Raw genomic sequence first — 11,608 nt, forward strand, 5'->3', positions numbered from 1 at the left:
CCATGTCCGCGCCGTTTGCGTTGGGACGGCGCAACCGCTTACAGCCGATACCCCATGCGGAACCCTCCCCAATGCCGCCCATTCACGAAGATCGGCGCGGAGGCGTCCTTCATCATCACGAATGTGCCGCCGCCCATGTCGCGCCGATAGGTCTGCAGCAGGAAGGGCTTGGTGTGGGAGCCGGCCGCGCGCCCCGCCCGGTCGTTGAAGATGCGGTGATTGCGGCAGTTCGCCGCATTCCACACAGGATCGGCGCCTTGCGGATGCGAGAACTTGCGATTGTGAGTCGGGATGTAGCCGCGCGGATCGATCGCCACGCAGAAGGCGACGCGTTCGTCGAACGTCAGCAGCGGTTCGAGGATGGAGGGCAGCACGCGGTCGGTGAACGCGGTGAAGCGCGTAAGGTGCTGCAGCGGATTCGTGTCCGGCACCGGCGCATAGACGCTGTCGAACAGATCCGCCTCGCCGATTTCGCCGCGTGCGAGCGCGCCCTCGAACAGCTTGCCGACCTGGGCGGCCGCGCGCTGCACGGCCTCGATGAAACGCGTGTCGTCGGTCTCCACGCCCGTGGCCGCCGAAAGCTCGATGAGTGTTTCCGAGACATCGAGCAGCTTGCCGAGCTGATCCTTGGCGTGCACGAAGTTGCGGCTCGAGTCCTCGACTCCGCTGACCATCTCGCTCACCTGGCTTTCCAGCCCGTCACACTTCGTTTCGATCTCGCCCGTGAGCTGCGCGATCTGGCCGGCGTGCTCGTCGAGCTGCACGATCGCCTCGCCGGTGCTCTGCACGGCCTCGCCGATGGTGTGCGTGCCCTCGCGCACGCGATGCGCGCGTTCGGTGTTCGCCGTGCCCTCGGCGATAAGCTGTTCGGTCTGCTGCGTGAGTTGCCCGAGCGTTTGCTCGATCTGCCCGGTGGCCTGCGCGGTCTTGGCCGAGAGATTCTTCACCTCGGCCGCGACCACGGCGAAGCTCTTGCCGGACTCCCCCGCGCGTGCGGCCTCGATGGCGGCGTTGAGCGCGAGCAGCTGGGTCTGACGCGCGATCAGCGAGATTTCCTCGGAAACCTTCGACACATGCGCAAGCGCGCTCTTGAGCGCGCGGATCTGCGTCTCGATGACGGTGACGCCTTCGACGAGGCCATGAATGTCGGCGAGCGAGTCCTCGATGGTCTGCTGCGATTGCTGCACGGTGGCGGTGGTGCCGGTGCTCAGCTCGCGCATGGCGCGCGCCGCCGTGGCGATCTGATGATTGCCGGCGAGCGTGTGGGCCGCCGACTCGCGCAGCGCGTGGCAAACGGCGGTCTGGCGCTGCACGCGGGCGGCGACTTCGTCGACGTGGCCGGCCACGTCGCAGATCTCGATGCCGAGCCGGCCGGCTTGCGCAGCGATGTCGCCGACGATACCGGCGGATTTTCCCGCGCGGTGGCGACCGCGCAGGCCCAGCAAACGCAAATTTGTCATCGGGAGTCTCCTTGCCCGGTGCGAACGAAAAACCGTGGGCCCGTTCGTGTGCAGGTTCGATCGCCGGGCCTTCTGAACGTGTTAACGGCGCGCGGCGCGGGGACTTGAGCGCAGGACAGTCGCCTGGCGCTATGATCGGGAACTCGCTCGCTCCCGGCCGGGCGGCGAAAGCCGGCGACAAAGCGCACAAGGGGCGACAAAGCGCACAAAGGGCGTCGCGACAGGAGCAAGATGATCGAGGCGATATTCGGCGGGGGCGCGCCGCTCGCGCTCTGGCAGCAGTTGATCCAGCTCTGGGAGCTGATCGTGATGGTGTTGCGCTTCCTCTGGGGGCTGTTGAAGCTCCTCGGCGGCGTTTGAACGACAAGAGGGCAGACGATGATCGACGATTCCACCCGGCGCTTCACCGACCGGGTCGCAGACTACGTGAAGTTCCGGCCTACCTATCCGCGCGAAGTGGTGACTTTCGTGCACGTGGAGTGCGGCGTCGCGCCAGGCTCGCCCGTGGCCGACATCGGCGCCGGCACGGGCCTCTCCACAAAGCTCTTTCTCGACGCGGGCCACCCCGTCACGGCCGTCGAGCCGAATGCGGCGATGCGCGCGGCAGCGGACGAACTGCTGGCCGGCTACAAGGGCTACCGCAGCGTCGCGGGCACGGCGGAGGCGACGACGCTCGAATCCGCGAGCGTGGATCTCGTGAGCGCCGCGCAGGCGTTCCACTGGTTCCACAAGACGGACGCGCAGCGCGAGTTCGCGCGCATCCTGAAGCCGCGCGGCAAGATCGTGCTGTTCTGGAATCGTCGCCCGCTCGGGGGTTCGGCGTTTCTGGAAGGCTACGAGGCGCTGCTGCAGCGCTTTTGCCCCGACTACGCGCGTGTGGCGCAAACCTGGCCCGACTCGGCCGCGATGGCCGACTGGTTCGGCGACGGCTTCGAGCACCAGACGGTGTTTCCCAATGCGCAATGGCTCGATTTCGAGGGGTTGCGCGGGCGGTTGATGTCGTCGTCATATGCGCCGCTGGCCGGCGACGAGCGCCACGAGCCCATGCTCGCGGCGCTGCGCGAGCTGTTCGACGCCACGCAAAAGGACGGCCGCGTGAATTTCGCGTACGAGACGCGCGTGTACGCCGGACGGCCGCTGCGCGGCTAACGCGTTCGCAAGCCGCTAGCGGACGAAGTCGTAGTCCGCGGTGCGCACGCGGCGCGTCTTGTGGCGGAAGATGAAAGTGAAGCCCGGCCACAGCGAAGTGTTCTTGCCCGCCTGCGTGAGGTAGTAGCTGTGACAGCCGGACTGCCACACGGTGCGCGCGAAGCGCGCCTGCAGGCGCACGTTCCACGCGCGCTGCGCCTCGGCGCGAACGTCCATCGTGCGCGCGCCCGCGCGTTGCAGCGTGCGGATACAGCCCGCGATATAGCGGATGTGCGACTCGATCATGTAGATCATCGAGTTGTGGCCCAGTCCCGTGTTCGGACCGATCACGAAGAAAAGATTCGGGAAGCCCGCGACGCTCGCGCCGAGGTACGCTTCGGGGCCGTCGCGCCGCCACGTCTCGCCGAGATCCCGGCCGCCCACGCCGGTCACCTGGAAGGGCGCATCGACGTCGTTGACCTGAAAACCCGTGCCGCAGACGATCGCGTCGAAACGACGATGCCTGCCGCCGGCGGTCACGATGCCATCGGCGACGACCTCGCGGATGGCGTCCGTCACCAGTTCGACGTTGGGCTGCGCGAGCGCCGGATAGTAGTCGCTCGAAAGCAGCACGCGCTTGCAGCCGAGCAGATAGTCGGGCGTGAGACGCGCGCGCAATTCGGGGTCCTTGACCTTGTGCGCGAGATAGCTGCGTGCGAACTTCGTCGGCGCTTTGAGCAGGCGCGGCTCGACAGAGAAGCCGAGCGCGCGCGATTCGTGCTGCCAGTAAATGGCGGCGCGCGCCACGCGCTGCGCGAGCGGCACGTGGCGATAAATCCAGCGCCAACGCTCGCCGATGACGCGGTCGCGCCGCGGCATGATCCATGGCGGCGTGCGCTGAAACACGGCGAGCTGCGCGACGCGCGGCTGGATCTGCGGCACGAACTGGATCGCGCTCGCGCCCGTGCCGATCACGGCGACGCGCTTGCCTTCGAGCGGATAGTCGTGGTCCCAGCGCGCCGAGTGAAAGAGTGCGCCCTCGAAGCGCTCGATGCCCGCGATGTTCGGCAGCGAAGGACGCGAGAGCGGACCGTTCGCGGCGATCACGATATCGGCTTCGATCGTTCTGAGCGCGCCGTCTCGCGCGATCTCGACTTGCCAGACGCCGTGCCCCTGCTCGAAGCGGGCGGCACGCACCTGCGAGCCGTATTCGATGAAGCGCTCGACGTCGTACTTGCGCGCGCAATGGCGCAGGTAGTCGAGGATCTCGCGCTGCGGCGCGTAGGTGCGCGTCCAGGCCGGATTCGGCTCGAACGAAAACGAGTAGAGGTGTGAAGGGATGTCGCAGGCGGCGCCCGGGTAGGCGTTGTCGCGCCAGGTGCCGCCGAGACTTTCGGCCGCCTCGTAGATCGTGAACGAATCGATGCCCATGCGGCGAAGCCGGATCGCCATGCCGAGTCCGGAAAAGCCGCCGCCGATGATGGCGATGCGCAACGCCGGCCCGTTGCCGGGCGTTTCAGTGGCCATGTGAGCGTCTGCCGTGTGGGTTGAGGTCGTTTGTGCGCGCCGATGCAAAACGGGCTCCGCGAGGGAGCCCGTCGTCGCTTTGTCGTTTCTTTGCGGCGGTCCGCGCCGGGGGCTGGGCGCTCAGGAGTTGTTCCAGTCGTCCGAGCTGTCGTTGCTGCCCATATCGACACCGCCGCCGCCCGAGCCGTCGTCCCAATCGTTCGAGCCCTGGCCGAAGTCGAGTCCGCCGCCGTTGCTGTTGCCGTCGCGGGAAACACGGCGGCCTTCGTCGTCGACCAGGACGTCGCGCTCGATCACGCGGTCGCGCCCGTGGTTGAGCGCTTCGCCAAGCAGCACGCCGGTGAGCAGGCCACCCATGCCGCCCATGCCGCCGCCTTGCTGGACGATGACCTGCGGCGGTTGCTGCGGCGGCTGCGCCGGCGGATATTGCGGCTGCCGCCCGAATGCGGCGTCGGCTTCGCGCGCGTAGGCGGAATCGCTGCCGTAGTTGGGCGCCGGCTGAGCCGGCTGCGCGTTCGGGTCGGGACGGCCTTCGGCGCGCGCCTTGAGGCTCTCGAACTGGTGCTCGAGGTCCTCGATCTCATACGGTGGCCGCGGATTCGCGCTGTTCGAGAGCGTTTCGACGAGACTGCGCAACTGCGCTTCGAGACCCTCGACTTCCTTTTCGAGCGCTTCGTGACCGGGCGCCGTCGAGAGCTTCACGTCGAGCTTGAGCGAGCGCACGCCATTGAGCAGCTCGGTAGCGCGCTTGAGCTGGTCGCGGCGCTCGTCGCCGGCTTTCGCGTCTTCGGTGGACTTCGCGCGGCGCAGCGTCCAGCGCAGCACGAGCGCAATGCCGATCAGCACGATGGCGATGCCGATCCACATGCCCATGCCGGGACCGTGGCGTTGGGGCACGGCGGCGGGCGTGGGCGCTGCGGACTGCTGGGCGAACGGGTTGTCGGCGCGGTTCGTCGTGGTCGTGGCGGCGCCGGCGCGCGTGGCGTCGGCGCGGAGCCTGGCTTCGACCTGCGCGAAACGCTGCGGCTGGGTGAAGCGGATCTGCGGATCGAGCGACTTCGCCTGCTCGACCTGGGCGAGCGCGTCGGCGTAACGGCCTTCGCGGTCGAGCACCTGGGCATAGAGGTAATGCGCGCGGGCGTTGTCCGGATGCGCCTGAAGGACTTCGGTGAGGCCGGAGCCGGCGCGCTGCCAGTCCCCTTGGGACATCGCGGATTCGATCTGCTGCACGCTCGGCACGGCGAACGCCACGCCGCTCGTGAAGACGAGCGAAGCGCACGCGATGCTGGCAGCGGCAAGAAACTTTTTCATGTTGCAGGCCGGGCGGATTGACGCCCGTCTCCATGGCATTCGATACGGGGATGCGGCGCCAGATGGCGTCGGCTGCCTGTTTCGGCAGCACGGACCATGCCGCGCCGCATCCGGCACGCCGGTGCGTGCGTTACTGCGCCGGCGTGTTCAGCTGTTTTTTGAGCGCTTCGAGGCGCTCGTCGACCGACGGCCCCTTGTTGAGCGCGGCGAGCTTCTCGTCGAGCGCCTTGCCGCTCGACTGGTCGGCCGAATTCAGGCGGGCGTCCGAGCGTGCGTTCGAGAGCGCGACCTTGTCTTCCAGCTTCTGGAAGTCGGCGTCGAGATTCTTGCCGCCGATGCCGCCCAGCGCCGTGGCCGCGACATCCTTCGCCTGCGCGATCTGCTGCTTCGCCTGAAGGATGTTCGAGCGCGAGTTCAGGTCGTTGCGGCGCGCGCGCATGTCGCCGATCTGCTGCTTCAGTTGATCGACCGACGGCTCGAGCTTCGCCAGTTCCGCGGCGAGCGCATCGCGTTCGGCCTCGGCGGTTTGCTGCGCGCCGAGCGCTTCGCGCGCAAGCGCTTCGTCGCCCGATTGCAGCGCGCGCTTCGCGCCGTCTTCGTATTTTTTCGCCTTGTCGGCGGCCACGTCGCGCTTGCTTTGCTGGGTCGCGACCTGTGCCTGGATCTCGACCAGCGAGTTCTCGGCGCGGCCGATGCTGTCGTCGAGCTCACGCACGATCTGACGCGCGTCGCGCGACGGATCCTGCACCGAGTCGGCCGCATCGTTGAGCAGGCCCTTGACGGTGCGGGAGATGGAGTCGAAAAGCGACATGAATTCCTCCAGTGAAATGAGATCGGCCGTTTGGGGCCGAGGTGCGTGCATGAGGTTTGCGCTTCGCGGCATTGGCTCGCGTTGACGATCGGGCGGGGGGACGTCTTGCGCCGGCCCCGCCGGCGATCGTCAGTCCGTCTGCCAGCTTACGCCGCTTTGCGCACGCCGCGCATGCTGCGCGCAAATCGGGGCGAGTGCGGCGATTGCAATAGAGCCATCGCGTTTTCGTGCATTCGTGCGTTCCTTACGACGGGCTTTGCCGCGCGGGCAGGGCGCCATCGATCGCGGATATTACACCACGGCCCGTCTTAAAAGGGACTTAAAGGATAGGGCCCGCCCCGGCGTTCCCAAACGCGTTGCGGGTATGGCGCGGCCGTCCATCGCGCCGGTGGATGGCGGCCAGCGTCAGGCGAACTTGCCGCCTTCGGGCGCGGCGTCGTCGCTGTGTGCGTCATCGTGCGAATCGGTCGCGCTGCGCAGCGAGCGCGCGAACGGCGCGGAGCTCAGCGATTGCAGCGGCTCGTCGTCGCGCGATTGCGTGGCGGTGGCGTCGAGCGCCTCGCTTTCTGCGGCGGCAGCCGCTTCGGCGCTCAGGCGGACGACGGCCTGAGCAATTTCGCGCGCGGCGTGGCTCACGTCCGGCTCGGCGGTATGGGCCGCGGGGAGGGGGGCGATATGCGCGTGAGGCGCTTCTTCGGGGATGCCCTCGACGTCGCGAGCGGCCGCCGGCGCTTCACTGTCCGCGAGCGCGTCATCCGTGTGCGTGGCCGGGACCGCGCCGTTCGCGCCGCCGTTCACACCGTTGGGCGCCGCCTCACCCGCCGCGAAGGGCCGCTGCGTGCCCGCACGGCCGGCGCGCAGCGGCTTCGCCGCCTTTTGCAGCACCTGGGCGAGCGCGTCGGGCCGGCGTGGCGCGTTCAGGCGGTCGACGATGCTCGCGGCCTTCACCTGGTCGCTCGTCGCGCTGAACGCGATCACAGCGCGGCGCATGAGCTCGCTGATACTGATGCCGAGTTCGTCGGCGGTAGCGGAGATCGCGCGTTTCTGCGCGGCGGTGACGAAGACGACGATGCGTTCGCTAGGCTTGTTCATGATCGGCGGGCCGTTGAACCGGCTTCGTATGGCGTCATTCCTGTTCGCGCAGCAGCATTTTGAGGGCAGCTTATGGGCATATCCGGGCGCAAACGGGGGCGTGTAGCAGATCTTTCATCATAAGACGAGCGCGCCGATGCGCAATCGGAAGGTGTGCGGGTGGGGCAGGCCATGCTCGCAAGAATATGCCGCCGATATGCGGATGAACCCGTTTCCCGCGCGGCTTGTCCGCTTGTTACGAAACTTTTCTCGCATAAAGCGGCGATCAGCGCAAGTCGCCGCCAATGCCTTCAAAAAATCGGGCGCGAAGGTTTCCCCAAGAAACTCTTACAAAAAAAGCGCGACTCGCCGCTCGCGATTTCTTTAGAATGCGCTGTTACATTTCGCGAATAGCGCCCGAACAGGCGTGCTTTCGCCTGTGGCGTGCCGTAGCGCGCGCCGCGCGGCCGGACGGGGGCGTTGCCGGTCGCGCCGCGTTGCCGGGATTGAGTCGGCGACGTCGGATGCCGCATTGGCGTCATTTGGCGCCATTGACGCCGTGGTCGAGATCCATGCGCGCGAATCGCGCGCAGCCGGCGCGCGCGAGCCGCGCCCATCATTCCAGTCATGCCTATCATCAAACGACCGCCTTCACCGCAGTACCCGAACGAAGATCGGGAACCCTCTTTCAACAACGGACGCCAGCCGCCGCGCCGCCCGGACGCGGGCGGCAACGGTTCGCGCGACGAACGCCCGGGGCGCGATAGCCCGGGGCGCGGCGGACCGCGTCGGCGTTCGATCGGCGCCTCGATCGCGCTCTGGTTCGCCGGCCTCGTGGCCACGCTCTGCGTGGTGGGCGCGCTGCTCGTCGGTTATGCGCTCGTCGTGATGGAGCCGCAACTGCCTTCGCTCGACGCGCTCACCAACTATCAGCCCAAGGTGCCCCTGCGCATCTACACCGCCGACCACGTGCTGATCGGCGAGTTTGGCGAAGAGCGGCGTCAGCTCGTGCGCTTCCAGGACATTCCGGACATCCAGAAGAAGGCGGTGCTCGCCATCGAGGACTACCGCTTCTACGAGCACGGCGGCGTGGACTTCGTCGGCATCCTGCGCGCGGGCGTGGCGGACCTCATGCGCGGCGGCGCCTCGCAGGGCGCGAGCACGATCACGATGCAGGTCGCGCGCAACTTCTTCCTCTCGAGCGAAAAGACCTATACGCGCAAGGTCTACGAGATGCTGCTCGCCTACAAGATCGAGCGCGCGCTCACGAAGGACCAGATCCTCGAGCTGTACATGAACCAGATCTATCTGGGGCAGCGCGCCTATGGCTTTTCGGCGGCGGCGCGCGTGTACTTCGGCAAGGACCTCAAGGACATTACGCTCGCGCAGGCCGCGATGCTCGCGGGCCTGCCGAAGGCGCCGTCGGCGTATAACCCGATCGTCAATCCGCATCGCGCGAAGATTCGCCAGGAGTACATCCTCAAGCGCATGCTCGACCTCGGCTACATCACCGAGGCGCAGTACGGCGAGGCGATCAAGGAACCGCTGCAGACGAAGACGGCCGGCACCGAGTACAGCGTGCACGCCGAATACGTCGCGGAAATGGTGCGTCAGATGATGTACGCGCAATACAAGGACGAAACCTACACGCGCGGCCTTACGGTTACGACGACGATCGACTCCGCCGACCAGGATGCCGCCTACGCGGCCGTGCGCAAGGGCGTGATGGATTACGAGCGCCGCCACGGCTATCGCGGTCCGGAAGGCTTCGTCCAGTTGCCGGCTGACGGCGACGACCGCGAGCAGGCCATCGAAGACGCGCTCACCGATCACCCCGACAACGGCGATCTCGTCTCGGCGGTGGTGACCGACGCGAGCCCGAAATCGGTGACGGCGCAACAACTCGACGGCACCTCGGTGACGGTGACCGGCGACGGCCTGCGCTTCGTGGCGGCCGCGCTCTCTCCGCGCGCCTCGCAGGCGCTGCGCATTCGCCCGGGTTCGATCGTGCGCCTGATGGCCGACGCGAAAGGCAACTGGCAGATCACGCAGTTGCCGCAGGTGGAAGGCGCGCTCGTCTCGCTCACGCCGCAGGACGGCGCGATTCGCGCGCTGATCGGCGGCTTCGACTTCAACAAGAACAAGTTCAACCACATCACGCAGGCGTGGCGCCAGCCGGGCTCGAGCTTCAAGCCGTTCATCTACTCGGCTTCGCTCGAAAAGGGGCTCGGGCCGGCGACGATCATCAACGACGCGCCGCTGTACTTTCCGCCCAGCACGCCTGGCGGCGACGCCTGGGAGCCGAAGGACGACGACCAGCCCGAAGGCCCGATGCCGATGCGCCTCGCGCTGCAGAAATCGAAGAACCTCGTGTCGATCCGTATCCTCTCGTACATCGGCACGAAGTACGCGCAGGACTACGTGACCCAACGTTTCGGCTTCGACGCGGACAAGACCCCGCCGTACCTGCCGATGGCGCTGGGCGCGGGTCTCGTCACGCCGCTCCAGTCGGCCGGTGCGTATAGCGTTTTCGCGAACGGCGGCTATCGCATCAACCCGTACCTGATCGCGGAAGTAGACGACGCGCACGGCCAGCCGATCCTGCGCGCGCAGCCGCTCGTCGCGGGCAGCAACGCGCCGCAAACGCTCTCGCCGCGCAACGCCTTCGTGATGAACAGCCTGCTGCATTCGGTGGCGACGGCGGGCACGGGCGCGGGCACCAACGTGCTCCACCGCGACGACCTGCAAGGCAAGACGGGTACGACCAACGACGCCAAGGACGGCTGGTTCGCGGGCTATCAGCGTACGCTGGTCGCCGTGGCGTGGATGGGTTACGACCAGCCGAAGAGCCTCGGCAGTCGCGAATTCGGCGCGCAGCTCGCGTTGCCGATCTGGGTGGAGTACATGCAGCGCGCGCTGCGCGGCGTGCCCCAGGAAGAGCCGGCGATGCCCGACGGCGTCACGACGATCAACGGCGACTTGTACTTCTCCGACATGACGCCGGGCAGCGGCTTCGTGTCGAGCATCGGCCTCGACGCGGCGAATCCGGCCGGTGCGGCTAGCGATGCGAGCGGCGCGACCGGCAGCATGGGCCCGGGCGGCATGACGCCGCCCAACGTGACCACGACAGAGAAGCAGCAGATCATGGACCTGTTCGAGTCGAACAAGCCTTGAAGCGGCTCTGCGCAAGAACGGTCAGCTCCGCGAAATGAACACGGCGCGTCGGCAACGGCGCGCCGTGTTTTGTTTGATGCACAGAATTTCCTTGCGAAGCAAAGGGTTGACTAAGCTGTCCAGGGATTTTCCACAGGGCTGCCAACAAAAACTGTGGGTAACTCCGGCTTTTACTTTTCCACAGTTTTTGTTGAAGCCCCTGTTCATAACCCTGGGATATCGAACCTAACTGCCTGACGCCAAAGGCATTGCACGCCGACGCGCTGTCCCGGGCAACGATCGGCCCGAACGACTTCGCCGTCACGTCGCGATAGGCAGGAATACGGACGAATGCGAGGCGCCGTCAATCGGGAGAGCCCGGCCTTCGGTGCAAAATCCTGGCAGAACAGAGGAAGGGTTCCGCGCGCCGGGCGGACGCTAGTCGCCGCCCGAAGCCTGGCGCGCCGTGAGCGCCGCGTCGAGCGCGTCTTCGAGCCGGTCGTTGCCCCAGAACATTTCCTCGCCGGCGAAGAAAGTCGGCGCCCCGAAGATGCCCAGATCGCGCGCCGCCTGAGTGCGCTCGCGCAGCCGCAGCCGGTTCGCGTCGCTACCGGCTTCGTCGACGATCTGCCGAGCCGGAAGACCCAGGGCCGTCAGTATTTGTGCGACCGCTTCGGGCGAATCGACCTCGCGGTCGTCGCCGTAGTTGCGCGTCATCACCGCACGGCACCATGCGGGCAGCCACGGCTCGTCGGCGGCGAGCACGGCAACGCGTGTGGCCAGCACGGCGCGGCGGGGAAATTCGCTGGGTTGCCGCCATGGCAGCCCGTATTTGCGGCACAGGCGACGCATGTCCTGCCACACATATGCACCTTTCTCCTTCTGCACGACGAAGGGCGGACCTTCCCAGCCGAGCGTGTCGAGAATGGGACCCAGCAGGAAGGGGCGCCAGCGCACGGTCACGCCGGCTTGCGCCGCGCGTGTTTCGATGCGCATCACGCTCAGATAGCTGTAGTTGCTGGCGAGGTCGAACCAGAAGTCGAGCGACGGCGAGGGCATGGGGTTGTCTCCGGGCGAATTTGCGCCGTCTCGCGCGGCGCGTTGGCGCCCATGGTACCGCGCGCGAGGCGCCCGGCCCCGATCGCCG

9 protein-coding genes are annotated in these 11,608 nt (G+C 67.1%); 3 read left to right on the forward strand and 6 right to left on the reverse strand.

Annotated elements, in window-relative coordinates:
• Positions 1 to 38 precede the first annotated feature (38 nt).
• Positions 39 to 1,460: a methyl-accepting chemotaxis protein gene (locus BLU17_RS20060; RefSeq protein WP_092000215.1), complete on the reverse strand. Its 1,422-nt coding sequence runs from the start codon at positions 1,458 to 1,460 to the stop codon at positions 39 to 41.
• A 231-nt stretch (positions 1,461 to 1,691) separates the two neighbouring features.
• On the opposite strand from BLU17_RS20060, the gene BLU17_RS34280 reads away from it, so the two are divergent.
• Together BLU17_RS34280 and BLU17_RS20065 are read left to right on the forward strand one after the other, a co-directional pair.
• Positions 1,692 to 1,820, forward strand: coding sequence for a hypothetical protein (locus BLU17_RS34280; protein WP_281247850.1), 129 nt, complete (start codon positions 1,692 to 1,694; stop codon positions 1,818 to 1,820).
• Between the two features lie 18 nt (positions 1,821 to 1,838).
• The gene (locus BLU17_RS20065) at positions 1,839 to 2,609 is read left to right on the forward strand and encodes a class I SAM-dependent methyltransferase (protein WP_092000218.1); all 771 of its coding nucleotides are present in this window, start codon (positions 1,839 to 1,841) and stop codon (positions 2,607 to 2,609) included.
• A 15-nt stretch (positions 2,610 to 2,624) separates the two neighbouring features.
• Here the strand turns inward: BLU17_RS20065 and BLU17_RS20070 are convergent, their stop codons facing one another.
• The 4 genes from BLU17_RS20070 to BLU17_RS20085 form a co-directional block, all read right to left on the reverse strand.
• A complete protein-coding gene (locus tag BLU17_RS20070; RefSeq protein WP_092000220.1) occupies positions 2,625 to 4,115 on the reverse strand; it encodes a flavin-containing monooxygenase in 1,491 nt (496 codons plus the stop codon).
• Between the two features lie 120 nt (positions 4,116 to 4,235).
• On the reverse strand, positions 4,236 to 5,426 hold the full coding sequence (locus tag BLU17_RS20075; protein ID WP_092000222.1) for a tetratricopeptide repeat protein: 1,191 nt from the start codon (positions 5,424 to 5,426) through the stop codon (positions 4,236 to 4,238).
• 130 nt (positions 5,427 to 5,556) lie between these two features.
• Complete coding sequence (locus BLU17_RS20080) at positions 5,557 to 6,237, reverse strand: PspA/IM30 family protein (RefSeq protein WP_092000224.1); 681 nt, start codon at positions 6,235 to 6,237, stop codon at positions 5,557 to 5,559.
• A gap of 405 nt (positions 6,238 to 6,642) precedes the next feature.
• On the reverse strand, positions 6,643 to 7,329 hold the full coding sequence (locus BLU17_RS20085) for a hypothetical protein (RefSeq protein WP_092000226.1): 687 nt from the start codon (positions 7,327 to 7,329) through the stop codon (positions 6,643 to 6,645).
• A 606-nt stretch (positions 7,330 to 7,935) separates the two neighbouring features.
• On the opposite strand from BLU17_RS20085, the gene BLU17_RS20090 reads away from it, so the two are divergent.
• A complete protein-coding gene (locus BLU17_RS20090; protein ID WP_092000227.1) occupies positions 7,936 to 10,482 on the forward strand; it encodes a penicillin-binding protein 1A in 2,547 nt (848 codons plus the stop codon).
• 417 nt (positions 10,483 to 10,899) lie between these two features.
• Here the strand turns inward: BLU17_RS20090 and BLU17_RS20095 are convergent, their stop codons facing one another.
• Positions 10,900 to 11,520: a 2-hydroxychromene-2-carboxylate isomerase gene (locus tag BLU17_RS20095; protein ID WP_092000229.1), complete on the reverse strand. Its 621-nt coding sequence runs from the start codon at positions 11,518 to 11,520 to the stop codon at positions 10,900 to 10,902.
• Between the last annotated feature and the right edge of the window lie 88 nt (positions 11,521 to 11,608).

The organism is Paraburkholderia lycopersici (genome assembly GCF_900096975.1).
Taxonomy (GTDB): Bacteria; Pseudomonadota; Gammaproteobacteria; order Burkholderiales; family Burkholderiaceae; genus Paraburkholderia; species Paraburkholderia lycopersici.

What these genes read in the sequence shown, in the direction of transcription:
- BLU17_RS20060 (WP_092000215.1), bottom strand. Translation starts at nt 1,460, where the DNA reads ATGACAAATTTGCGTTTGCTGGGCCTGCGCGGTCGCCACCGCGCGGGA.
- BLU17_RS34280 (WP_281247850.1), top strand. Translation starts at nt 1,692, where the DNA reads ATGATCGAGGCGATATTCGGCGGGGGCGCGCCGCTCGCGCTCTGGCAG.
- BLU17_RS20065 (WP_092000218.1), top strand. Translation starts at nt 1,839, where the DNA reads ATGATCGACGATTCCACCCGGCGCTTCACCGACCGGGTCGCAGACTAC.
- BLU17_RS20070 (WP_092000220.1), bottom strand. Translation starts at nt 4,115, where the DNA reads ATGGCCACTGAAACGCCCGGCAACGGGCCGGCGTTGCGCATCGCCATC.
- BLU17_RS20075 (WP_092000222.1), bottom strand. Translation starts at nt 5,426, where the DNA reads ATGAAAAAGTTTCTTGCCGCTGCCAGCATCGCGTGCGCTTCGCTCGTC.
- BLU17_RS20080 (WP_092000224.1), bottom strand. Translation starts at nt 6,237, where the DNA reads ATGTCGCTTTTCGACTCCATCTCCCGCACCGTCAAGGGCCTGCTCAAC.
- BLU17_RS20085 (WP_092000226.1), bottom strand. Translation starts at nt 7,329, where the DNA reads ATGAACAAGCCTAGCGAACGCATCGTCGTCTTCGTCACCGCCGCGCAG.
- BLU17_RS20090 (WP_092000227.1), top strand. Translation starts at nt 7,936, where the DNA reads ATGCCTATCATCAAACGACCGCCTTCACCGCAGTACCCGAACGAAGAT.
- BLU17_RS20095 (WP_092000229.1), bottom strand. Translation starts at nt 11,520, where the DNA reads ATGCCCTCGCCGTCGCTCGACTTCTGGTTCGACCTCGCCAGCAACTAC.